Origin of the sequence: Nitratireductor luteus, assembly GCF_026162365.1 — a bacterium.
Lineage (GTDB): Bacteria > Pseudomonadota > Alphaproteobacteria > Rhizobiales > Rhizobiaceae > Chelativorans > Chelativorans luteus.
Genome location: NZ_JAOANW010000014.1, coordinates 43,080 through 68,526, shown reverse-complemented (window position 1 = coordinate 68,526; position 25,447 = coordinate 43,080). Strand labels below are relative to the sequence as shown.

Below are 25,447 nucleotides of genomic sequence, written 5' to 3'. Positions count from 1 at the left end.
GGAGGAAATCCATGAAAACGCGACTTGGAATACTGGCCACTTCGACAGTCCTGTTCGGTCTCATGGCCGGCGGACCGGTCCTAGCGGAAGATCTTCGCTTCACCGTGTGGACCGGCAGCGAGGCGCATCTGAAGATGCTGGACGAGATCGCCGAGAGCTTCAAACAGTCGCATCCTGACGTGAATGTGCAGTTCGAGACGATCCCCGCCGCCGACTACACGCAGAAGCTCACCTTCCAGCTTGCCGGCGGCAATCCGCCCGATCTCGGCTGGATGATGGAAGATGCGGCACCCACCTTCGCGGCGGCCAACGTGCTGATGGATCTCGGCCCGACACTGCAAGCGGCGGAAGGCTACGACTATGCCGATTACTCCGAAGCCGCGATGGGCCTCTGGGTGTCCGGCGAGACGGTCCACGGCGTTCCCTTCTCCACCTCGCCTTTCATGATCTTCTACAACAAGACCCTGTTCGACGAGGCGGAAGTCGAGACGCCCCTGGAGCTTGCCCAAAAAGGCGAGTGGAACATGGAAAAGTTCCAGGAGGTGGCCGGCACCGTTAAGGAGAAGACGGGCAAGTGGGGCTTCGAGTTCAAGGACGGGCAGGGATATGATTCCCGCATCATGCACGCGTTGATGCCGCCCATTCGCGCCTATGGCGGCGATGCCTGGGCAAACGGCGAATGCGGCTTCGATGATCCCGAGGCGGTGGCGGCTGTGGAGCAACTCCACGAAATGGTCTTTGAGGACAAGTCCATTGTGCCGCCGGGCGAGCAGGGCGATTATTTCTCCGGCTCCTCGGCCATGACCATCAACCAGATCTCGCGCGCCTCCAAAATGTCGGAGGCGGGCTTCGACTGGGGCATCGCGCCGCTGCCTTCCGGCCCCGCCGGCGAGGCGCCGGTGATCGGCCAGGCCGCCATCGTGGTGTTCGAGCGCGGTGGCAAGAAAGACCTTGCGGCCGAGTTCGTTGCCCATATGACGAACAAGGAGAACGTCGCCAAGATGGCGCAGTTCTTCCCGCCCGCGCGCAAATCCGTCCTCGAAAGCGACGCCTTCACACAGGCCAACTCGATCATTCCGGCCGAGCAGATGGCGCATGTGAGCGACGCCATCGCCAATGGCAAGGTTCTGCCGAGCCATGAGCGCAGCCCGCAGATCCTCGCCGCCATGGCGCCGAAGGTCGACGCCCTATGGCGCGCCGATGCCGACGTGAAGCAGGCGCTGGAAGGCGTTTGCGCGGCGGTCGAGCCTCTCCTCTAGCGGCGAGCCGATGGCCGACACCCTCACCAATCATGTTTCGGCGCGCGGCCTGCGCGCGCCGAGATTTTCATTGCGGCAGCGCGAGGCCATCGAAGCTTGGCTGTTCGTCAGCCCCACCGTCGTGGGTTTCTTGCTCTTCTTCCTCGGCCCGCTGGTCGCGGTTGTCTATTTCAGCCTGACGGAATGGAACCTCCTGACCCAGCAATCCACCTTCGTCGGGATCGATAACTATGTCGACGCGCTCTCGCGCAATCCCGATTTCTGGCATGTGCTGCGCAACTCGTTTGTCTTCGCCCTCGGGCTCGTGCCGCTCAACATGTCGCTGGCCCTGATGCTGGCGCTTGCCCTGTCAAGGCCGTTCCGTGGGGTCGTGTTCTTCCGCACCATCTTCTTCGCCCCTGTGGTGACCTCCGCGGTGGCCTGGGCCATCGTTTGGAAGTTCCTGCTGCAGGGCGAGGCAGGGGCGGTAAACCAACTCCTGGCGGTGGTGGGCATAGACGGTCCCAACTGGCTGCGCGAGCCCGACTGGGCAATGGTCGCCGTCATAGTCACCCGCGTCATCAAGATGGTGGGGCTGAACATGATCCTTTATATCGCAGCGCTCCAGGCAATCCCCCGCGACTACGAGGCGGCGGCGCGGCTTGAAGGCGCTTCCAACTGGCAGATTTTCCGCATGGTGATCTGGCCGCTCCTGGCGCCCACCACGCTCGTCATATTCGTCATCACCATGATCGGCTCTTTCAAGGTGTTCGACCACATCTACCTGATGACCGGCGGCGGCCCGGAAAACGGCACCCTCGTGCTTGCCTTCTACATCTACGAGCAGGGCTTCAAGTTCTTCAATGTCGGTTATGCCTCGGCGCTCGCCATGATCATGTTCGTCATAGTCTTGGCACTCACGGTCGTGCAGATGATCCTGCGGCGGAGGGACATGCAGTGACCTTGACCACCCGCCAGACACGTCTCATCTCGCGCACCTGCCTGACATTGGCACTGCTCGTGGTCGCCGTGCCTTTCGTCTTTCCCTTCCTGTGGATGGTCTCGTCCGGCTTCAAGAGCGCGACCGAGATCTTTGGCCAGCCAAGCCTCATCCCGCGCGTGTGGCGCTGGCAGAACTACATCGAAGTGTTCGAGTACCAGCCCTTCGCGCGGCAATATTTCAATTCGCTCTACATCGCGGTCACCGTCACCGTGCTCACCCTGGTGATCTCGTCGCTTGCCGGCTATGCGCTTGCCAGAATGCGCTTTGCCGGGGCGGGACTACTGATGCTGTTCCTCCTCTCAGCGCTCATGGTGCCGGAAGAGGTGACCATCATCCCGAATTTCTTCCTCATCCGCTGGATGGGGCTCATGGACACGCACGCGCCGCTCATCCTCCTACCGGTCTTCGGCTCGCATGGTGTGATGGCCACTTTCCTGATGCGGCAATATTTTCTCGCCATCCCGAAGGAACTGGAGGAAGCGGGCAAGATGGACGGGCTTTCGCGCTTCGGCATCTGGTGGCGCGTGGCGCTGCCCATGTCGCGGCCGGCGCTCGCCGCCGTCTCCATCATCACCTTCCTCTTCTCCTGGAATCTCTTCCTCGAGCCGCTGGTGTTCATCAGTTCGCTCGAACGCTTCACCCTCCCGCTCGCACTCAGCAACTTCACCGATTCCTACGGCCTGCCGCTCTGGCACCTGCAACTGGCGGCTACCAGCCTCGCGGTGGTGCCGATTCTGATCGTCTATCTGATCGCGCAGCGCCAGATCATCGAAAGCTTCGCCCTTTCGGGCGTCAAGGGATAGCCGGGACGGCTAAGGACACAACTCATGACCAGTCTGCGACTTCAGAATCTCAAAAAGCGCTTCGGCTCTACGGAGGTGATCCGAGGCGTCGACCTTGCAATCGAGGATGGTGAATTCGTCGTCTTCGTCGGCCCATCGGGCTGCGGCAAATCCACCCTCCTTCGCATGATCTCAGGCCTGGAAGACATCACAGAGGGCGAGCTTTATATCGGGGACCGGCTGATCAACGACGTGCAGGCGGCCCAGCGGGGCGTAGCCATGGTCTTCCAGTCCTACGCGCTTTACCCGCATCTGACCGTCAAGCAGAACATGGGTTTTGGACTGAAGGTGCGCAAAGTGCCGGCTGAGGAGGCAGAACGGCGGGTGATGGAAGCCGCCGCTTCGCTCAAGCTGGAAGCGCTGCTCCACCGCTATCCAAGGGAGCTTTCGGGCGGACAGCGCCAGCGCGTCGCGATCGGCCGCGCCATTGTGGGCCACCCGCAGGTCTTCCTCTTCGACGAGCCGCTTTCAAATCTGGATGCCGAGCTGCGCGTGCATATGCGCGCCGAGATCGCCGCGCTCCACAAGAAGCTCGGCAACACCATGGTCTACGTCACGCACGACCAGATAGAGGCGATGACGCTGGCGGACAAGATCGTCGTCTTGCGCGACGGCGTGATCGAGCAGGTTGGCACCCCGCGCGAGCTCTACGAGCGCCCGGACAATCTGTTCGTCGCCCAATTCATCGGCAGCCCGCGCATGAACGTCCTGCTCGCCGCTTCAGTGGAACGGCAACTCGCAACGCGCGGGCTGAAGATCGGCTCCGCACACGGGATCGGCATGCGGCCCGAACATCTTTCTGTCGTCGATGCCGGCGCGGGAATTCTGCGCGGCACGGTGATGATCAGCGAATATACGGGCGCGGCAACCCTGCTCCATATCGAGCTCGAAAGCGGCGAGACCGTACTGGTAATCCACAACGGCCAGAACACGCCCAGGATCGACGATGCCATTGGCCTGGCAATCGATCCGGAGAATTTGCACTTCTTCGACGGAAAGGGCGAGGCGATCCGGCCGTTGCAACGCGCCGCCTAGCGCAGAATGAGTTTAGATTGAAGCCCTCGCCGACCACGAGCAAGACCAAGGCATGATTGGCTGGCACGGGGCCATTGTCACCCAGATTTACCTTATATTACGCACAGTATGATTTGGTTGAGCCAGCCAGCCACCAGGATCACTCTTGCGCATGCCGACACAGCATAAGAAGACGATCGCGCACTTCGGTGCCTCCATTTTGGGGATTCCGAAAGCGGCAAGCTGGACGTGGCGGATCGCCGCTGCGGCGCTGGTAGGCGTGCTCTCAATCGGTGCAGCCGCCGTTGTTTACGTCACAGGTGGCACCAGTTTCGCCTATAGCCATGTCGCCTATGTCGCAATCATCGCGGGGGCTGCGGCATTTGGACTGCCCGGTGGCGTGGTGACCGCCGTTGTGACTTCCCTGTTCCTGGGTCCGCTCATGCCCCTGGACGTTGCTGCAGGCATCGCCCAGGCCACGACAAACTGGCTGGTCAGAGGTGCATTTTTCGTCCTCATCGGGGGTCTCGCCGGCCTGGCTTTCTCTATCCGCGACCGGCAACTGCATATGATCCGACGGCAGAGCTACTACAATCCGCTGACGGGTCTTGCGAACCGGACGCGATGCCTTGAGCGTCTTGATCAATTGATCCGTTCCGGCATCCCGCAGCACTCGCCGCTTCTGCTCCTGAGCTTGCAGATTGGGCAACTGGAAACAATCTCATCGAGTCTTGGCCATGAACAGGGCGCCTCCCTGCAGAAGGCCGTCGCAGAGCGGCTGAAAAGGGTCCTGCCCGATGATGCCAAACTGTTCCACATCAGCAGCGGCGTGTTTGCGCTGGTCGTGACGGCTCCTCAGGAAGAGGCGGCAGCCGTGGGATCGGCGCTGGTCGAGGCGCTGAACGAACCGGTCATCATCGATGGCATACCGATTCGATCGGAGGCGCATGTTGGGCTGGCGCAATTTGGCGAGCACGCAAGCACTTCGCTCGCTCTGCTTCGAGCATCGCTGTCAGCGCTTCAGGATGCCACGGCAGCGAAGCAGGCCGTGCTGGTGTTTGACCACCGGAGGGACGACGCCCGCCGGGCGCGGCTGAGATTGCTGCCGGACCTACAGCGAGCCTTACGCAATTCTGAAGAGATTACGCTGCACTACCAGCCGAAAGTGGCGCTGGAGACAGGCGTGTGTGTTGGAGCCGAGGCGTTGGTGCGCTGGCACCACCCTGAATTTGGGCTGATCGCGCCCTCTGATTTCATACCCATTGCCGAGCAGACGGAGCTGATTAGACCATTGTCGGAAAGAGTGCTGAGCCTGGCGATCAGGCAAATGGCCGATTGGCACACCCAAGGATTGCCGCTTTCGCTCTCCGTGAACCTGGCTATCCGGAACCTTGAAGAAGCGAACCTGCCGGCAATGATCCTTGAACTTCTCGAGCGGCACGGGGTCGAGGCGCGACGGCTCGAAGTCGAAGTCACCGAAAGTGGTTTGATAAGATCGCTGGATGAAGTCTCCACCAATCTTGCCCTCCTGCAAGATCTCGGCATCTCGGTCGCCCTCGATGACTTCGGAACGGGGCAGAGTTCCATAGCCTACCTGCGGGATTTACCCGCAGATTCGCTGAAGCTCGATCGCACGTTCCTTCGCGATGATGCGATGGCGAACCCGCGTAGCCGCCTGCTCATCGAGACGACACTCGAGGCCTGTCACAAGCTCGGGTTCAGCGTCACCGCCGAGGGCATCGAGACAAAGGCGGTCTATGATTTGCTGCGCGATCTCTCATGTGATTTTGGCCAGGGATTTTTTATTGCAAAACCGCTTACTGAGGCGGAGTTCCGCGCCTGGCTGATTCGAGAATGCCGTCGAGGCCTATGCACGAGAAAATGAGACCGTCCGACTTTGAATTATGACTCGATCCGCACCGCTGCCGTCATTGGCTATCTCTATTTGTGGGCACGCGAAGAGCAGCGCGGCGAGACCGAGGGCCGTAAGGAGCGGGACTGACCATTGGTGCGATGCGTCCCCCGCGAATTAACGAGGCGCCGCCGAACAATGTCGGCCGGATCGTCAGGGTGAAGAACCGCCGCATGTTGTGTACGGGATCGATGCGGGAAGGTGGCGGGGCGGATATCTTCACTGGACATGGGACGTTTCTCGCAGAAGCAGTGTCCAACGACTCCTATGAATCGGTAGGGCGCTAGCGATTCATGGCGGTGATAGGCGGGCCACTATTCTGCGTCTTACCGAGCGTAATGCGGCCACTCGTGGCCTCAAGCCGAGTGAGGCCGAGGACCGACTTGTAGAAGGATGCCAGCACATCGAGATCACGCTATGCCAATTCGCATCGGCGCGGCACCCATATCGAAGAATTCATTTACGGTCGCCATTGCAGCACTTCTTTGGCGGGGTTCCGGCCGCGGGACCATGCCCGCGGCCGGCAGCAGAGGTCAGGCGCGTGCGCACTTCATCGCGTACAAGTGATGCAGAGACGGTGGCGACGCCGACGGGCGTCCGCTGAGGCTTGGCTCAGGCGGCTTCTTCAAAGTTGGCGGCGGCGGCCTTCCAGTTCCAGGCTTTCCAAGCAAAGGCCTGATCTCGCACGGAGGCCTGCCCTTGATTGTTCGACCAAAGTCTAAAATGGTCTGGACAGCCGACCGCACGCGGCGCATAATTTTTGTTGGGAGGACATCATCATGAACGGCACGGTGCACAGCCGCCTGCCAGCTGAAGTGCTGGAGGCGATCAAGATCCTTTTGCAAAAAAAGTCCGGAACCCAAGCGGTTTCGACTTTTGAGGCGATCCAGGAAGTGCGCAGGCAGTTTCCCGGATTGCACGTGTCGGACGATGACATCACGGACTGTGTTGCTGGCGCCGCTATTGTCCTCGACTTGGCCGTAGCGTTCGATGCCAAATTCCACAGCCCTGTATTCCAGCTGCCGCCCCAGCGGAACCAGCCCAGTTATGCTGAGAGACCAGCAGAGGAGCGCAGTTCCACCCGTGCGGCCGCGGCTCTCGGTGCTGCGGTTCGCTTCGTCGCCAAAGGCGGCGCTGGGCGCGAGCTGCGATAACTGGCATCCAAGCGCCGCCGCCGAGCGCGACTGGCGGCCTGGGACTCTTCCGTTAAAGAAGTCCAGGCCGCGCTTTCTTGCACGAAGGGGTGCTGCACTGTCGCAATGCAAGGCAGGGCATCAAGCATCCGGTCTCAATTGCTCAAGGGAACCTATCAGCCGCAGCCGGTCAAGCGGATCGCAATCCCCAAGCCGGACGACGACCGGGTCAGAAAACTTGGTATGCCTTGCGAACAAGCGGGCGTGTTGTTGTTACAGTCCTACCTGGCGAGCCTACCGAAATCCGAATTTGGGATAAGGATTCAATTCGCCTTGGCCTCACGAACGAAGCTGTAACGGGATGGTCGGCATGGCTGCGGCCTTAACGTGGCGAACTCTCAAGGCTACCCGCTTTGGAGGGTGGGTGCGCCTAGTCCAACCAGACTGGCGACCGTCGAAGATCGAAGAGGTTCGATCCGCGCTTACGGGCCGGCTTGAAAGCGAACGGATGGCAATCAAGACCCGCGCCGATCGGATCAGGCCGGAAGCGGCCCCGATCTCGGCTGGGAAAGAGAATAGCCTTTGGCGCGGATGCGCATGAACTGGACGGCACCGGCGGCACCGAAGATGACGAACAGCGTTGCAAATGTCGTGAAGGAAATCCCGCCACTGGCCGTGCAAACGTTCTGTGCGGACTGAAAGAGTTCCATTGGACCCTTCCCCCAAGCTTCGATGCCGAATTGAAGCACCATCTCGGCCCGGTGGCAAGATCATCCATGAGGAGTAAGTGCATGGCACGTTACGCAGTGGCTGACCGAACTCGCGATCGGACTGGTCGGACTGGGCTTGCTGCTGATCGACGAACTGCACAGATCGCTGCCTCCTGTTCATGCTGTTGACCTAACTCCGCGATCACTTTTGCAGCCAGGGCCGGAGAACATCTGGTTCCCGTATTCAGATGGATGCATAATGACATTGGGATATGGTGGGCGGTACCACGGTAGCGGCACAACTGCCCGGTCCCGTCTTTGCTACATCATCCGTCCACCATCCCGATGGGGCCTGGCCTGAATGGAGGCGACCATGCTGGTAAACGAGGCGATGACGGAAGATGTGCGGTGGTACTCCCCCGACACACCCATTCAAGAGGTGGCGCGTATCATGCGCGACGAGGGCATCGGTTGCGTGCCAATCGGCGAAAACGATCGGCTTGTGGGCATGATTACGGATCGAGATATCACCTGCCGCGCGGTGGCGACCGGCGAGCCCATTGACACGCTGACCTGCCGTTCCGTGATGTCGTCGGGAATTTTCTTCTGCTTCGACGACCAGACGCTGAGCGAAGCGCTCGACCAGATGCAGGAGCGGCAGGTCCACCACCTGCCGGTGCTCAACCGCCAGAAGCGGATGATCGGCATTCTCTCGTTGGGTGACATTGCGTTGAAGGGCGAAAGCTCGATATTTGCACCGCTCGCCAAGATCGCTGCGCGCGATGCGGAAAGACATCTGGGAGTCGCCTGAGCATCGGTTCAGGAGCCTGAAACGAGCCGGTGGTTTCCCGTGTGGGTCACCACCGGCGCGTGCCGGCCCTAAAGCGGTGACGCCGGCTTACGGCTGAAGGTGTTTTTGCCGCTCTTGATCGCGGTGCTCCAGTTCAGGCCGAAGCAGTTCGCCGCTTAAGAGGCCCGGATTATTCACTGTTGACTGATAATTCATGATCGCAGGTCCGCAGGTGTTGCGGACATTCCGGGGTTTTCAGGAAAATGCGTCGAGGCGTTCTCTCACCAGATTGCGCATCCGTTCCGCTGACTCAGCGATGGGCGATCCTGCCGGTGCGATATCGGGAAGCGCCAAAGCCTCCAACCCAGCGTCCAGGCGTGAGACAACATCATCGATCGCCGCGTCGGCATCCGCGGCCTTGATACCCGTGGTGGCGGCGACAGCGCGAAAGTCCGCCCGTCGCAGCCGGTCGTCCTTGCCGTTCAGTTTGAGAGCCATACGGTCGCTTTCCAGACCGGGAAATATCCGTGTTGTCACGGCATCGTAAAGCGGTGCCATACGTACAGAGGTGAATTGACGGCTGCCGGGTTCCGCGATCTTGAGAAGCGCCAAGTTCTTGAGGTGCATATCGCCGTCGGCAATCAGCCAGGCGAACACGGTCCGTTTTAACACCAGCAGCACATCCTCGTCCGGCATTGTAGAAAGGGGCCGCAGTGCGCGTGCCACGCGCTCGATCGTCCCGTCATACTTGGCTTCTGTGGGCACGCCCAAAACCGAGGCGAAATCCTCCATCGCCAGGAGACGTCGATCTTCTTGGCTGGTGCGAATGTCAAAGCGCTCGACAAGCAAAGCCGGCGGCATGCCGTCCGGCATGGCAACCAACGCCATTGAAGGCGCTACGAACCCGGCGACGGCGCCCAGCGTTAGCGACTGCCATTCGATAACAGGCAAGGCCTCAAAGCCGCTTGTCCCTGCCGGTTTGAGGATATGGGTGAAAGGCTTGGTAACGCTCGGTGTGAGTGTTCCGTCGCCGGCCAGGTACATCGGTGCCTTGATCTGCACGCCGGAAAGCCGGGGCGTCTCTGCGCGCGCATATATCTGAGCGAGATTGCGCTCGAAATTCTGCTCGATGTCGCTCCGCCCTGGCCCCTCGTAGCGGCCCGTGAACACGCCACCTTTGGAAAAGCCGGCAAGAGGCGTCAGCAGAATGTCGGCGGGCAGCATTGCCAGTTCGCTTTGATTTTCGACGATCGTTATATTGGACATGTAGCGCTTGCCGGAACGCAGCACTGCCCGTTCGTCCCGTTCCTGAAGGACTGATTCCAACCACCCTTCAGGCAGCAGCGAAAGGATAAAGGGCGGCAGCTTTCCGGGTGTTGTCTGCCGGATCAATGGCGGCCCATTCTCATCCGTCGGTCGCCAGCGCCATTCGAAGCCGTCATGTATGAGGCTGCCGATGGGCCGGCCATGCCATGCGACAATGAGATCGATGGCCGCTTCGTTGCGCGCCGGCGCGGCGGCAGGACGGCGCAGGAAATAGCGTTCGGCCAGTTCGCCTTCGCGGTACCATTGGTTCTCTCGCGCAAGCGCCCACACGGCGTCCGCCGCGCCTTTGGCATCGCCGTACTCTTCCATGAGCCTTTGGGCGATCGTCTCGCGCATAGAATCGTCGATGGATGCCGCGTGCTCGCTGCGCAGTCTGAAGGCTTCAAGGAAGCGCTGGCGCATAGATGAAACGTCCACGCGGAACTCACCCATGCCATCATCGATGACCGCCTGGGCGATCGAAGGGCTGTTGGGCGCTTCGTTCTGGATGATCTCCAGAGATCGTAGCCGCGTGCGCTGCTTCCGTCGCCCGCTGAGAAACAGCCGGCCATCGCGTGTCGGCCCCAACAGCACAGCGCTGGCGGCTGAGAGATAGGCACGGGGATAGAGATAGCGCGCGATGCGGACGGCGTGCCTGAGAACGACAGCCTCGATGTCGTCGTCGGCATCGAAATAAACGCCGCGCATCAGCTGCACGAGCTTGCCCGTTTCCGCCTGGTAATGACTGCGGGTTTTATCGATCGTTTCGCCGACAAGATGGAGAGGCATTTCTAACTTTCCCGTGCCTGATGAACGGGAAAGTTAGTATTTCGGAGGATGCTTGCCAAGAGGATTCTGACTTTTGCGTTCTTCAGGCACGGGAAAGTTAGAATTTTACGCCCTCGTTGCGCTGTGCGCCCTCTGCGCGACCTGCATTGTCAATGATCGTGGAAAGGGGGACCCCCTTTTCATCCAAAAGGTTCGCGGCTGACCCGAATGTACGCCCGGGCGCGGTAAGTTGGATAATAATGAACAAGGACCGGTTTGGCGACCACGTCGTCACCGCTGCTGGCTGACCGTCGCCTCCTGCCAATCAGCGGAAATCATGGCTGGCGCGACCAGGGCAACGCCCACCATCGTGGCGTAAAAAGCCATGCAACGGGCGCTCAGCGTCGGGCTGGACCGCATTCACGGCAATCTACCGCTGTTCCCGGACGTGCCTTGCCGTCCAACGCAATCTATATTCTGTTTAACACACATAGGAGGTCGACATGGGCCCCCAACCCAATTCTGCTGCAGGAATTGAAGCAAAGGTTGCGTTGACTCGTAACAAGCTCGTGCTTGAGCAAGCGAAGGCCGTTGGTCTCCTTGGCACGGCCAAAAATACGCGCTTGTCAGGGCGGGTGCACTCGGAACTGATCGAGGCGGCCAAAAAGCGTGCCCATGTCGCCTCTGACACAGAGCTGTTGGAATTGGCGCTTTCTCGACTGGCTCTCGAAGATGACTTTAGGGCCCGGCTGGTCGGCCGCAAGGGTAGCATCCCGGCGGATATTGATCTTGGGGTTTGATCTCTCCGGAACCCTCCGGTCGCTACCGGTCACTGAAGCCTCAGAAAGAACACTCCGGAACTCTCGAGTGCAGGGCCGACGAAGATCTCCCATGGGCTGCTGACGAACCCGCAATAGGTGGGCCGCTGTTTCCGGGCACCAGCGTCTATCTGGATGTGCTGCAGGGGCGCTCTGGAGCAGCTTGACCCCCACCTTTTTTCGCTCCCCGAAACGAGCCGCCTTTGGCACCTTTTCCGAGCGGGTCCAGGCAATCTGGTGTCCGCTGGCGATCTGAAAGTCAGAGCTTTTTCAATTCTCGTGTTCATGCTTTGTGCTTCGAAAGATGCATAAGTTGCTTGCAGTGTGGAACGTCAGTTTATTGATCGCTTCCTGCGAGCCGTCTGATCCCAGAGAAGTTACCGGTCTCGAATTCGGCATCCCCTGGCGATTGGCCGCCAGGGCCTCGGCAATGTGGCTCAGAGACCCAGTAGGCTCATACCCCGTTGAACAGTTAACCCGTCCTTCAGGGGCCTTGCATAGGCTTGCGTTGCGAAGAGGCATGGCAAGCGAGCTGACTGGTCTATGGTCCTTAACAAAGAAGCCACGCTGGAGGCCAGAATTCGTCAGGATCAGCTTGCTGACCTGAGGGCCGGCCTCTTCGTGTCGATGCCGATAAGCACTATCCTATCAGGCCTAATTTTGACGGTGCAGGCCCTTTCTGGCGGCGGCTTTGCCGCCGCAATCTGGTTCTTGGCTGTCAATGCGATAAATGCCGCCCGCCTCGGACTCGCCCGTTATCAGCTAAAGGAGACGGGGCGCCAGGACGATTTAACAGGGATTTCGCAGCGGCTTCGCTGGTTTGGCATCCTTGCTCTTCTGGCAGGGTTTGCCTGGTCCTTTCTTGCCGTCCTTACTGTTGGCTACACAACACCCCAAGCGCCGCTGCATCTGATTATTTTGGCGGGTATTTCAGCTGGTGCGGTTACATACGGCAGTTCATATGCCGCGGCAGCGACCAACTTCATCACACCGCCGCTCCTCATCACGGTGGGTTGCTTGTCGGCGAAAGGCAGCTTTGAAGATTATATTCTGGCTTTTGCCGTTCTGCTCTTCATGGGCGGCTTGGTTCGAAGCTCGTCAATTGGACAAGCGCGCTTCCGCGAAGCGAGCCGCCTGAGACATGAGGCGGAGCGGCTTGCAGCGGAGATGGAGCGCAATTCCAGGGAGGATCCCCTGACGGACCTTCTCAACAGACGGGGCCTCGCACACGCAATCGATCAGTTCGAGAACACAAACGGTCCCTTTGTCGCAATGCTGATTGATCTAGACGGCTTCAAATCTGTCAACGATACCTACGGTCACAGGACCGGTGACGAACTGCTCGCCATGATCGCCCGCCGGATAGAGGAGGAAGCGCCGGAAGGCTCGACGCTCGCCCGCATCGGTGGCGATGAGTTCGTGCTGTTTTATCGCTCACTGAGGGGTCCGCTTTCTCCCAGCAACCTCGCATCCAATATCATAGACAAAGTTGCCAGCCCTTATCCTAAGGTCCCGTCCGTTCGGATCGGTGCATCCATAGGAATATACCTGGCTGAAAGGCCGGGGCTGACGGAAATGTTACTGCGCGCGGATGTCGCCCTTTACACGGCTAAGCGTCGTGGCAGGAACGAATTTTGCCTGTTCGATGCCGAACTCGACAGGGAACTCCAACGGCGCCAGTCCATCGAACGCGACCTTCATTCGGCGATAGAGACAGGAAGCTTGGGCCCATGGTTCCAGTCCATTGTAAGACTCGATACCGAGGCCGTGGTCGGTTTTGAAGCCTTGCTAAGGTGGTCCCATCCGATTCATGGTGCCATCTCTCCACCCGAAATCATGACAGCCGCACGCGAAACCGGAATGCTTCAGCTGCTGACTCAAACGGTATTCGCCGACTGTTGCGCTCTTATCGAGGGATTGGTGAAAGCTGACTGTCGTGATGTTCGTGTGGCGATGAATGTTTCACCGCGCGAATTGGAAGCCGGCGATATCGACGACATGGTCCTGAATGGTCTGACGGCAAGGGGCCTCCCCGCAACGATGTTCGAAATCGAGATTACCGAAGAATCCCCAGTGGATCCGGACAGAGTGGATGAAAAGCTTGGACGCCTTTCACATGCCGGCATTTCCATCGCGCTCGATGACTTCGGCACCGGCTTTTCCACATTGGCATCGCTCAAGGACAGCAGGATAGGCAAGGTGAAAATAGACCAGGGCTTCATCCGCGGCTTGGCCAAGTCCCGCGAGGACCGGCTACTTGTCAAAGCGGTGATCGATCTCGGTAGGACGCTCGGGATCGAGGTCATGGCCGAGGGTGTCGAAACGGAGGCGGATCGGCAAGCGCTGCGCAAGCTTGGCTGCAGAACCGCTCAGGGCTTCCTATTCTCCAAGGCGGTGCCTCTGAGCCAAGCGCTTGAGTTGGCAGTAAAGGAGCATGCAAAGGAGTTGTGACCGGCACCCACCATAGCGGCCACATTCTTGAGCTTTCCTCGTCATCGAGCCGGCGTAGATCCGGGGAGAGGCCGATGAATGCAGGCAGACGATATTCGACGGTTCCGTTGCAAATTTTCGTCGCGGCACAGAGACTGCGGGGTGGCGAGAGCTTCACGCTGCAGCGATGATTTCAAACTGTTCAGCAACCGACGGATTCGGATTGTAAGATACCTCGCCTGCCGTTTGCGCATCATGTGCTTCATCTCGACGCCGGCCAGGGTTGCAGTCGCGCTTGCGAATGACTTGAAGCCGAGCATTGGCCAGACACGGCGCTTGATGCGCCGATGATCCTGCTCAAAGCAATCCGTGAGGTACTGGCTTTGGCGGATCCGGATCGGCTTCAACCGGTGCCGGGAGCGGTTCTGCAGGCGGTTGGTCGTGTCCCAGGAAACGATCGCCTCGCGATTGGTCTGGCTCCCGTCGATGACGACGCGGTCCGGTCGACCATGATGCTCCAGCGCCTTTCTGAAGAAGCGCTTGAAGGTTACCGCTACACCCGCGTCGGCAATTTCTTCGACCGAACGCCGGGCGCCCTGGAGGGTATCCCGTTTTGCCTCAACATCACGAGCGACACTACCGAGGCCTCTGGCCGCCATCAGGTCCGCTTCACGGCTCTGATGGCGGATGTCCGGGCTGACTGCTTGATGGTCGCGGCAATCTCGCGGAGGAAGGCAGTACTCACTGATCCGATGGGCTCGGTCGACACGAAGTCATAGTCCTTGTCCATTTCGACGCGATTGTACTCATCGAGAATGATCCAGCACGGCGCGGCAAGGCCGATGCGGCGACATTCTGTTTCCGGCACGCTCAGGGCGACCTGGCCGGCAATCGGTGGCTTGGACGTGAAGGGAAAGAGAAAATACGACGTCCGGGTTGCCCGGGGTCTTGATCACGATACAGACAGGGCGAGGCTTCCGACCGGATTCCTCGCCCTTTTGTGCTTCGCGGCGCCAGAGATAGTGGAACTCGGCGACGTCGCCCTGCTCAAACATCGGTCTTGGCAGGTTCAAGTATGGCGTCTATCCCTGTCATGAGCTCCTCATGGATGTTGTCCGGCGCATCATGGAGCGAATAGGACTCCGTCGGGCTCGGCTCGCCGCGCATCCGGTGATAATCCCGGGCTGAGAGGACATAGAGCTTTTCCTTGCCGTGCTTGGTGAGCACGACCGGCTCGATCATCGCCGTCTCAAGGATTTCGCCCGAGAATCGGTTCATATCGGAGAAGGTGTACTGTTTCATCTCTCGGCTCCAGTGTTTCACGTAAAATAGGTGTTTTACGTCATTCTGTCAATCCGAGCTGTCGGACCGAAATAGCGGGCGGAGCCGGAGCTCCGCCCGAGGTATCTAGCCAAGAGCGGCCATCTGCACCTCTGCAGCCTTGCGGTCGCCGGTCTGGCCGAGACCGGTAATTTCTCTGGGGTCAGGCGGCGCGCAGAAGAGGTGGTTTCGGCTTGAATATTGGCGGTACGCTCGGTTCAGGCTGTCGGAACGGTGCCCGTAATCGATCGCGAAGTTCGCCGTTGATCTATGCTGTCCGGACCTGCATAGGCATGTGCGCGCCGTGGAGCGACCACCGCATCTGCTGTTTCTTGACCATGCGCTTGCCGACGAGTGAATTCACTGCCGACTCGGCGAGGGTCGTGGCAACCCGAAGGCCGGACCGGTAGCGCTTTCCATAGTTGACGATCGCGCTGCGGTTCGAGCGGACATAGGTCAGGAGTTGCACGCCAAGGCTGTGCAGCCGTGCGATCGAGAACTCGCCTTCTTTCTGCACATCCTTCAGCCTCGCCAGGAGCCGCTCCAGGTCGCGGATCGCACGATCCACGCGGCCGTGCCACACCCGTCCCTCGTACGCAAGGCACCTGAAGCGATAGCCCGTGCCCAAAGGCACTCGTGCCGGCCGACCATCGTGGCCTCAGGTGAGACCTGAATGAAATGCGTCCAGTCCCACCTGGGCGCATTGCCGGTCTTGATCCGGCGTGCCCGAACTGATCCCGATGCCGCCGACCACTTTGTCCACCTCCGCCTTCTTGACCCATTCATTGAGAGTCTGCGCCGTGCAGCCGATCTTGGCCGCGATCGACGATATGGCTGCCCAACGCGACGGGTGCTCCCCCTCGTGATCCAAAACCATCCGAACCGCGCGGGCCCGGGCCTCAGATGAAAATCGATTTGTCGTATTGCTCATGATGGCTCCACCTTCTCAAGAGTAGGAGCCTCCGGCAATCCCGGGACATCATACGATGCCGGACGAAGGGGGCATCCATCGCATCAGTTCAGTTTGCTTGCTACGCCGTCGCTACAGTCGTTACAAAAGAGGCCCTTGCGCATCCCGCTGTGCGTGTCTTCCGGAGTTGGTGCGGGAGGCGGGCGAAGAGCAGGTCGCGCGCCACCCGCGCCAACAGAGGCAACTGAATTCAGGAAATGCCCAGCCCTCTTTGCCGTCCGATGGTCCAGGAAATGCTGTCGCCACGCATCATGCCGGAGACGTGTCGGCCGATATGACGGTCGAGGACGGGGCGCCAGGGGACGAGGGTCAACTCGCGGGATTTCTCGATGACAGCGTATTTGCCGCTAGCAAGCTCGATCGCGCGTCGTAGCGTGCCTTCGACAGCTTCGCCGTGGCGGGTCTCGACATAGCCGAGACCGAGTTGGTTAGAAAGCTCTCCTCCGACACGGGTGAGCTCGCGTCGCCGCAGGGAGTCCAGCATGTCGGCGCGATACTTTATGCCGTTTCTTTCTTCATGCGCCAGCCCTTCCGCGATCAACCATTGGCGGCGACGGGCTTGGGCCTCGCGCACTTCGCGGCCGAAACCGAAATCGCTGGTAGGTTCAGGAGTGTTTGTCATCAGTTCTCGGTCAAGCCAGGTTGCACCATCGGCGCCAATCTGCTGATCGAGCGTCAAGTGCGAGAGTTTGTCGACGATAACCGGTGCTGATTTGGCCTGCCCGCGTTCATATTCCCTCACGCGGTCGAGATGGTCGGGCGCAATGATCCAGGTTCCGTCGGGCTCGCGGTCGATAGCACCGGTGACGCGGCGGATGGCTTCAAGCCGCCTATTGTGGATCTCAGCGAAGCTTTCCGTCGCACGGGGATCGTGCTGGAGGTGGATGTCGATATTGTAGCGCTCGCCGTTGGCTGCCGCGATTTCGGCAACAGCTCGATCCACTTCCTTGGGCTCGATATTCTTCGGCCTCACGCGGACGATGTTGCCTTCCGGCGTCGGGTCGGTCGCATCGCCCTTGCCGATGTCGATATAATGAGCGCGCCCGTCTACGCCATCGACAATCAGGTAATGACGATCTTTGATCTCATCAGAGAGCCCGCGCGCCATCACACGCCCGACAACGGACTTCGTGTTCGCATCCGTGGTGTCGAAGATCGCGTAGTCAGTGGGACTGCGAACGATATTTTGCCTGGCCATTTCCCGGTGCAGGGTCTTGATGATGTCGCCGCGCTCGCCCATTCGACGCAGCGTATCCACCAACCCTTCTTCAAGCCACCACCCACCGGGGCGAAGTTCCTCGGCCAAGCCCAGCCGCCTCAGCTTCTGTAGGCGGCCAGCCCGCAGGCTCTGCTGGAAGGCGTCGCGATCTGTCGCAGCAACGACACCCATCTCGTCCATCTCGCGGACCAGGCGGCGGTCGATGCTGGTCAGCCGTTCCTGCTCGATCTCGCGACGCAGCCGGTTCTCGATCTCGGAATCTGAGCGCGGCCCGAAATCCAGGCTGACGATCTCGGCGGCCCGCTCGCGCATGCCGGTGGTGATGTAGTCGCGGGCGATGATGAGGTCCTTGCCCTTTTCGTCGCAACCGCGCACCAGGATATGCGTGTGCGGATGGCCGGTGTTGAAATGATCGACCGCCACCCAATCGAGGCGGGTCGCCAGATCTTCCTCCATGCGCGCCATCAGGCGGCGGGTGAGGGGCTTCAGGTCGACATATTCCGCGCCGTCCTCGGCCGAGACAATGAAGCGAAACTGGTGGCGGTCACCATCGGCACGGTCGAGGAAAGCCTTGTCGCGGGTATCGTTCTCCTGGGCATCGTAAAGCTGGCCCGGCTCCCCCTCGCGGGTGACGCCGTCGCGCTGGATATAGCGCAGATGCGCCCGCGCCCCGTCCATCCCCTTGTCGGCCAGTTTGACGATGCGGGATTTGATGATGACGCGGCGCTGGCGGAAGGCGGCGTAACGGTCGCGGCTGGCGAGCACGCGGCCCGCCCCAACACCGCGTCCGATGCGCGCGCCGGTGAAGAGCGGTTTACGCGCATCGCCGCCGCCTTTGGCAAGGTTCGATGCGGCGAGAACCTGATGCAGGAACTTGCGCCCGGCCTTAGATCCGTTAGCGCGGGGCCTGCCGAGCTTCGGCTTGAAATCATCGTCATCGGGCATAACGCTCCTCATCGAAAAAGGTGGCAGAGATATTGAGGAAAACCAGCCAGGTGCTGCAGGCATGACACCACAGGTACGGCCAATAGTGCCAAGGGCGAACAGAAAAACTGATGTGCAGACAAAGGCTCACCATTTGTGATCCAGCGAATGGTGCCAGAGCTTCTTCTTGCCTTACGCGGCTTCCCTCGACTCCGATGCGACCATCCACGATCACGTGTCCTGATAGGCAGACAACCCGGCAGCGGCGAAGCTATGCCGCCAAGCAGAAATTGAACGCGTTCCGTGATGAAATGCGGCATTCCCGCCCTCATTCTGCGTGCTGATTTCTTGTCCAGACGGGAACGAAAATCTCGCTTTCCGTCGCAGAATTTTGAGCGCTTTCAGCTTCGTTTTTTAGCGTCGAGAGGGTGAAAAACAGCCGTGTCCCGGAGGCGATTTTGGCGGAATTTCCGGCATTGGCTGGCGGCGAAATCACGCCGTCGAGGGCCAGTTCCGACGAACGGCCAAGTGCCTTTTCGATGCGCGCGACATAGCGCTGTGTTTCGCGCGGCAGTGGTCTGCCGGTGCGCAGATGCTCATCATAGCGCCCCGGCCCAGCGTTGTAGGCGGCAAACAAGCCGGGATAGCCGAAGCGGTCGTGCATCGCCTTGAGATAGGCTGTCCCGGCGAAAATGTTGACGCGTGGCTGATAAGGATCGGCGCTTAACCCGTGGCTGTCGCGCAGCTCTTCCCAGGTATTAGGCATGAGCTGCATCAGACCCATCGCGCCCTTGGGCGAGAGGGCTTGGCGGTCGCCGTTGCTCTCGGCCATGATCACCGCACGCACCCAGCTTTCGGGGATGCCGAAACGCTGTGATGCCTCGGTGATATGGGTCTGATATTGGTCGAGATTGGCGCCTTCTGCGGGGGCAGCGATGGCGGCAGCAACAAGAATGAAAGGGCTCAGTCGGTGCATAGCGGCGTGAGCCTCCCGATGATGTGCACGCTCGTTACCGGGCCGAAATAGCGGCTGTCGAAGGACTCGGGGACGGTCTTCATGAGCAGGAAAAGCTCGTCCTTGGTAAGGTCCCGGCAGCCCCGCCAGTGCGGAAGAGCACGGCCCGCGCGGTCGGCCTTGCGCTGGTAGGCGATAGCGGCGTCATTGACAAAAATCGTGCCGCGCAAAGCACAAACACGGTCGCCATCCATGGCCACAACGCGCTTGATGAGCGGCACGCCGGCGGGGAGATAGCCGCGTTTGGCGGCGAGCTTTGCGACGCCTTCCGGTGGGTAGACGAGCACGAGATCGCCGTGCCGCAGTGCGCCGGGAAGGACACGATACAGCCCGACAGGCGCGCTGGCCGAGGCGTTCCAGACGAACCAAGGCGTTGGCTCGGCAAATGCGGAAAAGCCGACGAGCGAGGCGCTCGCAAGGGCGGTGGCGAGAAGGAGAGGGGCGGGCTTTTTCATCACCGTTCTTCCTCATCGGAGGTGGAATTTTTCCGTCGCCCTTCTGACCAGGCGTCAAGTTCGGCGATGTGGTAGCGGACATAACGGCCATGCTTGCGAAAGCGCGGGCCATGACCGGTCAGGCGCATCTTCTCCAAGGTGCGGTAGGAGAGGCAGAGATAATGGGCGGCGTCTCTGGTAGTGAGGAACGGCGTGCCCTTGCGGGCCTCGGCCGCCCGTGTGTGTTCGTCATTCATCCTTTGGCTCCTGTCGGTGAAAGTCGACGTGCCGGAGCGCATCCAGCCGAAGTGGGAACTGGTTTGGCGTTCGGATGCGCGACCAAGCGCAGATGAGCAAAGGATGGGGGCGGGGAGCGCGCTTGCTCAGGATCGGAAAACGGGGGGTATCGAAAACGATCCCCCTTTGCGCGATGAGGCTTTCGTCGAAGAAAACGCGCCGAAAGAAGGGGCGCTATGCCCCTTCCGCTTCCTCCATCGCATCAAGCTGGGCCTGCAATTCGGCGATCTCGGCGCGGCTCCATGCGCTCTCATCCGCGGGCAGTCCCCTGCGCAATTCGATGTCCGAGAGTTCGATCCAGATGGCTATATCGATGCGTGACATGGTGAAAATCTCCGTGCGTTGGGAGTTAAGTTGAAGAAAGAAGTGCTTTGACTTTTGCGTTGTTACTGATGTCGCGGGGTGGAAGGCCCCGCACGCCATGTGACGCAACTTGCGACGATGAGCAGATGGGTGACGCCCGCGAACTTCAACTGCTTGTAGAGCGTGGCGACATCGGGCCTGATCGCGGTTGATGCGGTCCAGCGTCTCGGCCAGCAGGATCTTGAACCCCACATGTTGCGCGTCACGCATGAGCCGCTGGATGCCCGGCCGCAGGATCGTGCTCGCGCCAGAGATCGCGGCATCCTCATAGGAACCGACGATCTACCACCGCCCCGCCGCGCATGATCCCGGCACAGCCAGAACTGGTCTTTAATCGATGCCTCGCTCTGACTATCGGAGGACTAGGGTCAGGACCTATTAATATGACCACAATGGCGTTCGATAGACCAAGAGATGCAAGGAAAAGCCCGCAGAGCGGGGTCTTCCCCCCGGTCAAGGGCTTTGACGCGGCAGCTCGCCGGTCTATCGAGCGTCCTTCGGATCGGCCTGATTTGCACGGGCTACTTTGTCGCAAGACCTTGAAAGACGTAAAGTCTTCCTGCGGTCCTGCTCCGCGTATCCGCACAAATCAGGCCGACCATTGTGGCCATATTAATAGGTCCTGACCCTAGCGAGCATAAAGAGCGACGCGGGTCATAGACCGTCGTTCTCTCAATCCTGTCCAGGTTCTCCGTCCTGGTTACAGCCTCAGGCTCTCCTGCCGCCGGATCAGGGAGCCAGAGCCGGTTGAATGTCGGTGAGTGCAAAGTCATTGCCGACATAGAGCAACGGGACGGAATGCTGTTTCGCCAGTGCGTAGGCGAAGCAGTCGCCGAAGTTGAGACCGCCTCGGGTCCCGAAGCCCTGACCGTAATCAATCCTGGCCTTCATTGCTGCGCGCGCCAGCCGGTCATCGACAGGGGCAATGTCGATACGAAAATTGACCAGGAAAGCATCGAGATCGGCAATCGCCTCGCGCCGGTCTCCGCTTCTGATCCTGCCGGCCATGACGGTGCCGGCTTCGACGTAGTTCACGGCCGAGATGAGACGTGAACCGTCTTTCTGAAGCGCCGCCATACAGGCAGGCGCTTCCGCCTCATCGAACATGATCGCGATGATGACGGATGAATCCACAATGATCATCGGGAGAAGCCGAGTTCTTCGGGCGTGTCTCCGACAGCTTCATCCCACTCCCGTTTCGTGACCGGGCGACGATCATAACGGTCGGCGCGTTCGCGCACAAAAGCCTTCATGCGTGCGACATAGTCGCTGTTCGTGTCGTGCTCGGCCCGCAAACGCTCAAGCCGTTCGCGCATAGCTCTGGTGATGGCATCGGTCATGGTCTCGCCGGTGAGGCGGGACAACTCCCGCGCCAGCTTATCGGCTTCCTCGGTCTTGATGCTCAGCGCCATGATGGTTTCCGTTTCTATATAAAATATCTAGATAGCATGTAGGCGATCTTCCCTCAAGCACAAGGGCATTCCCCCCAACCTTCGCCTGAATTTCGCCGGCCCGGCAGGTGCGAAAGCATGAGAAAAGCCCCGCTTGCGGATCGACCGTAGCGGGGCTTTGGTGAGGCGGAATCAGCGGTCGCGCGGCTCCCAGAGGGCGACATGGGTGGTGCCGTCTTCGCCGGGCTGTTCCAGCTTGACCAGGCGGGCGCGCACCCAGTTGGGGCCAAATTCCGGAGCACCGATCTTGAGGTTGAGGTAGGTCTCGCCGCTCGATTTGGCGATCTGGCTCCACCCCGAGCCAACTTCGTAGCGGTTGCCGTTGCCGGCATAGACGCGATGATCGGGGGCGTTTGCACTCATCTTGTCCACGGGGACGATGACGAGGCTGGCGGTGACGTTGAGGGTATTAAGCGTGCCGGTAAAGTTGCCGTTTGCGGATTTGGTGAAGGCGCCAAGGGTGATAGCCATTTTGAAGTCTCCTATGCTGTTGATCGCGGGACCATCCCTGCGATGTCACCAGCGAAAAGACCGCAAAGGCGGGCGGTTCACCTGAAAGGGCGTAGCGACGCGGAGCACCCGCCGGGGCGCGGAAATTTGAAGCAAAGCGAGCGCGAGGAATGCGGAAAAGCCGCAGGGGAAATTTTCCGTCCGAAGGGTTGAACGGCCCGGCGCGGGATTTAAGCGTTAAGAAAGACAAGCAAGGGTTGGTCCCCGATGAATGGCAGCGCAGGGAGACGAATGGCCCAATCGGCCGTAGCTTTCACCGCCTGCCTGACGGGTTTTCTGATATGCGCACATGCCCGCCACCACCCCCCGCCGGATCGTCGTTCTTCAGTGCAGGGATGAGCGGAAAATGCCCCTTCATCATGCCAATATGCCGGCTGCGCGACACGAGATACGACGCCGGGCAGCCGCGCCAGAACGCGCAGCGAGCACCGCCGCAATCCTCATCCGCCGCACCATTTCGGGCCCAGATGCGGCACCCAAGCTATGCCCGCGAGACGGCCGCCATGCTGGCAACGGGATCCAACGTGCCGCCATTCCTCTCCCGGTCATGCCTAATCCCATGAGAAGTGCGGCCTTTTTATGCGGCAAGCGCCAACCACCAACGGCCCGCGAATGCGGGCAAAAGCGGCCCGAGGCTGATTGTACTCCAGCGCGGGCCTTTAGAGGCACAAGCCAGCCTCATGATGCGCATTCCACAAGCGTCTTTAGCCGGAAGAATGCCAGGGGAGGGCGGCTGTGGTGCGAGCGCCCGGGGGGCGCGATCATCCCATACCTACTTTCGCCGAGAAGCCTAACAGCTTCCAGTATGCCCCCTCATAAATATATTTGAGGGTGAAATGAACACGATCGGGGTTGGTCCGGTAATAGCCCCTGATCTCCATAATGCCTTCGTCGGAGAGCATTGCCGGGCCGTCGAACACCGGCGCCAGGGTCTTTATGACCTGTAGATTGGAACCGGACTTGTAGAAGGATTTGAACGCTTCATCGAACTCCGCGACACCGAATTGCAGGACCACGGCGACATCCGGTACGCGTGCGAAGGCTTCAAGGTCAATGCCGGCGTGAAAAGACTCTCAGTCGGCCTGTCATTTCTTCTTTGCGTGCATATGATGCAGCAAAGAAGGTCTCTGCCGGCGACGGCCGGCAGTGCTCGGCAAGCCGGCGGTGCTATTGCGAGGGGATCATTCACGAATGCAAGGCGAAGAGCGATTGGCAACCACTTTTCGCCAGGGCCTCGCAGGGCTCATAGGCTTCACTTTCATGGTAAATCTGCTGTTGCTCGTTCAGCCGGTTTACATGCTCCAGATCTATGACCGGGTGCTGCTATCGGCCTCCTTCGAGACATTGATCTACATTTCCGTTATTGCCGCCGGCACGCTTCTCCTGCTCGGTATCATCGACAGTGTACGAGCGATCATGGCCGGACGTCTCGCCAGTCGTCTCGATGTGGCGGTCGGTGCGGACGTGCTTCTGGCGTCAATGGCTTCACCCCGTGCGAGCCTGGGTGATGTCCAGCCGCTCCGCGATCTCCACGCCGTCCGTGGCTTCACCTCCGGGCGGGGGCTTTTCGCTTTCCTCGATCTACCCTTTGCTCCCTTCTTTATCGGGATTCTTTATCTGATCCACCCGAAGCTTTTCTGGCTGACATTGGTGGGAGCGGTTGTTCTCGTCGCCATCGCCGTCGCCAACCAATGGACGAGCGCCAGGGCGGCGGACGATGCCACCGCCCGCCAGATGAGCGCGACGCTGGCCGCTCAGGCCTTCGTCAGGAATGCCGAAAGCCTGACGGCGATGGGCATGAACCGCAACATCGTCCGTCACTGGGGCTCGGAGGAGGCTCTTTCTCTCGCCGCGCATGATCGGATGAACCGGGTCAACGCGCTTTTTGCAGGCTTGTCGCGCATCCTGCGCCTCGGTCTCCAGATCGCTACTCTCGGTTATGGCGGTTACCTTGTGCTTGCGGGCGAAATGACCGCGGGGATGATCTTTGCCGCCTCGCTCATCTCAGGGCGTGGTCTCCAGCCGATCGATCAGGTCATCGGCAATTGGAAGGGCTTCATCGAGGCACGCAAGGCTTGGAAGCGTCTGAGCGAGGCGCTTGCCGCCGCAAGGCCGGCCGAGACACACACCGATCTCCCCGCTCCGCGCGGCGAGGTGACTTTCGAAGCCGTTGTCGTTTTCCCACCGAATGGGGAGGCTGCGGGGCGTGGCAAAACCCAGGCGGGCGAGCCGTTGCTGAAGCGCATCAACGCTACGATCCCCGCCGGCGAGTGCGTGGCCGTGATCGGACCTTCCGGGGCGGGAAAAACGACCCTTATGCGCACGCTGATCGGAGCAATTGAACCACGATCGGGCGCGGTGCGAATCGACGGTGCGGACATTCGCAGTTGGGATCCCGACCGTCTTGGTCAATATATTGGCTATCTCGCTCAGGACGTTGAGCTTCTACCGGGAACGGTCGCTCAAAATGTCGCCCGTTTTAACGCTGACGCGTCCGGCGAAGCTATCATTTGTGCCGCCCGGAAGGCCGGGATGGACGATCTCGCACTGAAGCTGCCGAAGGCTTACGATACGATGATTGAACCTAGAGGCTTTCAGCTCTCGGGCGGACAGCGCCAGCGTGTGGGGCTCGCCCGAGCCTTCTTTGGCGAGCCGAGGGTCCTGGTCCTCGACGAGCCGAACGCCAATCTCGATGCCGAAGGCGAGAAGGCTCTGGAGCATGCGCTCACTACGGCAAAAGCGGAGGGGATTACAGTTCTGATCGTGACCCAACGACGCTCGGTCGTCGAGAAGGCGGACCGCATCATGGTTCTGCGAGATGGATATCTGGAAGAATACGGGCCGCGCGAGAAGGTGCTTCAGCGTCAGGTCGAAAAAGCACGGGCCGCTCGCGAGGCGCAGCAACGCAGTACCGACAGTGCGCCGCAGCCAGCCGTCCTGGGGGACTTCGCAAGCGTTGCCCCCGAGATCAGGCGCTGACC

Annotated in this window: 24 protein-coding genes and 3 pseudogenes; 11 read left to right on the top strand and 16 right to left on the bottom strand. The window is 60.2% G+C overall.

The annotated features are described in order from the left end of the window. Positions 1-11 precede the first annotated feature (11 nt). From N1058_RS18760 to N1058_RS18730, 6 genes are all read left to right on the top strand, one after another. Positions 12-1,259 carry an ABC transporter substrate-binding protein gene (locus N1058_RS18760; protein WP_265519124.1) on the top strand — a complete coding sequence of 416 codons (1,248 nt, stop codon included), beginning with the start codon at positions 12-14 and terminating at the stop codon, positions 1,257-1,259. 10 nt (positions 1,260-1,269) lie between these two features. Next, positions 1,270-2,199, top strand: a complete 930-nt coding sequence (locus N1058_RS18755) for a carbohydrate ABC transporter permease (RefSeq protein WP_265519123.1) — start codon at positions 1,270-1,272, stop codon at positions 2,197-2,199. A 2-nt stretch (positions 2,200-2,201) separates the two neighbouring features. Next, positions 2,202-3,044, top strand: a complete 843-nt coding sequence (locus N1058_RS18750; RefSeq protein WP_265519206.1) for a carbohydrate ABC transporter permease — start codon at positions 2,202-2,204, stop codon at positions 3,042-3,044. Positions 3,045-3,068: 24 nt separating this feature from the next. After that, positions 3,069-4,118, top strand: coding sequence for an ABC transporter ATP-binding protein (locus N1058_RS18745; RefSeq protein WP_265519122.1), 1,050 nt, complete (start codon positions 3,069-3,071; stop codon positions 4,116-4,118). A 151-nt stretch (positions 4,119-4,269) separates the two neighbouring features. After that, positions 4,270-5,982, top strand: a complete 1,713-nt coding sequence (locus N1058_RS18740) for a putative bifunctional diguanylate cyclase/phosphodiesterase (RefSeq protein WP_265519121.1) — start codon at positions 4,270-4,272, stop codon at positions 5,980-5,982. A gap of 806 nt (positions 5,983-6,788) precedes the next feature. Next, a complete protein-coding gene (locus N1058_RS18730) occupies positions 6,789-7,163 on the top strand; it encodes a hypothetical protein (RefSeq protein WP_265519120.1) in 375 nt (124 codons plus the stop codon). A gap of 515 nt (positions 7,164-7,678) precedes the next feature. Here N1058_RS18730 and N1058_RS18725 read toward each other — a convergent pair. Then, positions 7,679-7,852: a hypothetical protein gene (locus N1058_RS18725; protein WP_265519119.1), complete on the bottom strand. Its 174-nt coding sequence runs from the start codon at positions 7,850-7,852 to the stop codon at positions 7,679-7,681. Between the two features lie 373 nt (positions 7,853-8,225). On the opposite strand from N1058_RS18725, the gene N1058_RS18720 reads away from it, so the two are divergent. Next, complete coding sequence (locus N1058_RS18720) at positions 8,226-8,663, top strand: CBS domain-containing protein (RefSeq protein ID WP_265519118.1); 438 nt, start codon at positions 8,226-8,228, stop codon at positions 8,661-8,663. Between the two features lie 234 nt (positions 8,664-8,897). Here N1058_RS18720 and N1058_RS18715 read toward each other — a convergent pair whose 3' ends face one another. Next, positions 8,898-10,736: a type II toxin-antitoxin system HipA family toxin gene (locus N1058_RS18715; RefSeq protein ID WP_265519117.1), complete on the bottom strand. Its 1,839-nt coding sequence runs from the start codon at positions 10,734-10,736 to the stop codon at positions 8,898-8,900. A 482-nt stretch (positions 10,737-11,218) separates the two neighbouring features. Between N1058_RS18715 and N1058_RS18710 the strand changes: the two genes are divergently transcribed. The 3 genes and pseudogenes from N1058_RS18710 to N1058_RS18700 all read left to right on the top strand — a co-directional run bounded on the left by N1058_RS18710 (position 11,219) and on the right by N1058_RS18700 (position 13,984). Continuing rightward, entirely contained in the window at positions 11,219-11,515 is a 297-nt protein-coding gene (locus N1058_RS18710) for a hypothetical protein (protein ID WP_265519116.1), read from the top strand. Beyond that, a pseudogene (locus N1058_RS18705) lies at positions 11,505-11,688 on the top strand (hypothetical protein); the annotation flags it as partial. The gene N1058_RS18710 and the pseudogene N1058_RS18705, both read left to right, overlap by 11 nt. A 388-nt stretch (positions 11,689-12,076) precedes the next feature. Further along, on the top strand, positions 12,077-13,984 hold the full coding sequence (locus tag N1058_RS18700; RefSeq protein WP_265519115.1) for a putative bifunctional diguanylate cyclase/phosphodiesterase: 1,908 nt from the start codon (positions 12,077-12,079) through the stop codon (positions 13,982-13,984). A 153-nt stretch (positions 13,985-14,137) separates the two neighbouring features. Here the strand turns inward: N1058_RS18700 and N1058_RS18695 are convergent. The 14 genes and pseudogenes from N1058_RS18695 to N1058_RS18630 all read right to left on the bottom strand — a co-directional run. Then, positions 14,138-14,505 (bottom strand): annotated as a pseudogene (locus N1058_RS18695) (DDE-type integrase/transposase/recombinase); the annotation flags it as partial. A 116-nt stretch (positions 14,506-14,621) separates the two neighbouring features. Next, a complete protein-coding gene (locus tag N1058_RS18690) occupies positions 14,622-14,831 on the bottom strand; it encodes a hypothetical protein (protein ID WP_265519114.1) in 210 nt (69 codons plus the stop codon). Between the two features lie 179 nt (positions 14,832-15,010). Then, entirely contained in the window at positions 15,011-15,265 is a 255-nt protein-coding gene (locus N1058_RS18685) for a type II toxin-antitoxin system prevent-host-death family antitoxin (RefSeq protein ID WP_265519113.1), read from the bottom strand. A gap of 286 nt (positions 15,266-15,551) precedes the next feature. Further along, on the bottom strand, positions 15,552-15,866 hold the full coding sequence (locus tag N1058_RS18680; RefSeq protein WP_265519112.1) for a hypothetical protein: 315 nt from the start codon (positions 15,864-15,866) through the stop codon (positions 15,552-15,554). A 174-nt stretch (positions 15,867-16,040) separates the two neighbouring features. Further along, positions 16,041-16,214, bottom strand: a pseudogene (locus tag N1058_RS18675) (transposase); the annotation flags it as partial. Between the two features lie 229 nt (positions 16,215-16,443). Continuing rightward, positions 16,444-18,417 carry a relaxase/mobilization nuclease RlxS gene (gene rlxS, locus N1058_RS18670; protein ID WP_265519111.1) on the bottom strand — a complete coding sequence of 658 codons (1,974 nt, stop codon included), beginning with the start codon at positions 18,415-18,417 and terminating at the stop codon, positions 16,444-16,446. A gap of 307 nt (positions 18,418-18,724) precedes the next feature. Next, a complete protein-coding gene (locus N1058_RS24275; RefSeq protein WP_420848015.1) occupies positions 18,725-19,228 on the bottom strand; it encodes a lytic transglycosylase domain-containing protein in 504 nt (167 codons plus the stop codon). A 131-nt stretch (positions 19,229-19,359) separates the two neighbouring features. Beyond that, the gene (locus tag N1058_RS18660) at positions 19,360-19,866 is read right to left on the bottom strand and encodes a S26 family signal peptidase (RefSeq protein ID WP_265519110.1); all 507 of its coding nucleotides are present in this window, start codon (positions 19,864-19,866) and stop codon (positions 19,360-19,362) included. Continuing rightward, complete coding sequence (locus N1058_RS18655) at positions 19,866-20,102, bottom strand: helix-turn-helix transcriptional regulator (RefSeq protein ID WP_265519109.1); 237 nt, start codon at positions 20,100-20,102, stop codon at positions 19,866-19,868. Before N1058_RS18655 ends, N1058_RS18660 begins: the two co-directional genes overlap by 1 nt. Positions 20,103-20,316: 214 nt before the next feature. After that, entirely contained in the window at positions 20,317-20,727 is a 411-nt protein-coding gene (locus N1058_RS18650) for a hypothetical protein (RefSeq protein ID WP_265519205.1), read from the bottom strand. A 507-nt stretch (positions 20,728-21,234) separates the two neighbouring features. Beyond that, on the bottom strand, positions 21,235-21,648 hold the full coding sequence (locus tag N1058_RS18645) for a type II toxin-antitoxin system VapC family toxin (RefSeq protein WP_265519108.1): 414 nt from the start codon (positions 21,646-21,648) through the stop codon (positions 21,235-21,237). Continuing rightward, positions 21,645-21,917 (bottom strand): type II toxin-antitoxin system VapB family antitoxin, encoded by a 273-nt coding sequence (locus tag N1058_RS18640; RefSeq protein ID WP_265519107.1) that lies wholly within the window; start codon positions 21,915-21,917, stop codon positions 21,645-21,647. The genes N1058_RS18645 and N1058_RS18640 overlap by 4 nt, the downstream gene beginning before the upstream one ends. Positions 21,918-22,088: 171 nt before the next feature. Next, positions 22,089-22,427 carry a DUF736 domain-containing protein gene (locus tag N1058_RS18635; protein WP_265519106.1) on the bottom strand — a complete coding sequence of 113 codons (339 nt, stop codon included), beginning with the start codon at positions 22,425-22,427 and terminating at the stop codon, positions 22,089-22,091. A gap of 800 nt (positions 22,428-23,227) precedes the next feature. After that, on the bottom strand, positions 23,228-23,482 hold the full coding sequence (locus N1058_RS18630; protein WP_265519105.1) for a hypothetical protein: 255 nt from the start codon (positions 23,480-23,482) through the stop codon (positions 23,228-23,230). A 193-nt stretch (positions 23,483-23,675) separates the two neighbouring features. Between N1058_RS18630 and N1058_RS18625 the strand changes: the two genes are divergently transcribed. Then, a complete protein-coding gene (locus N1058_RS18625) occupies positions 23,676-25,445 on the top strand; it encodes a type I secretion system permease/ATPase (RefSeq protein WP_265519104.1) in 1,770 nt (589 codons plus the stop codon). Positions 25,446-25,447 lie beyond the last annotated feature (2 nt).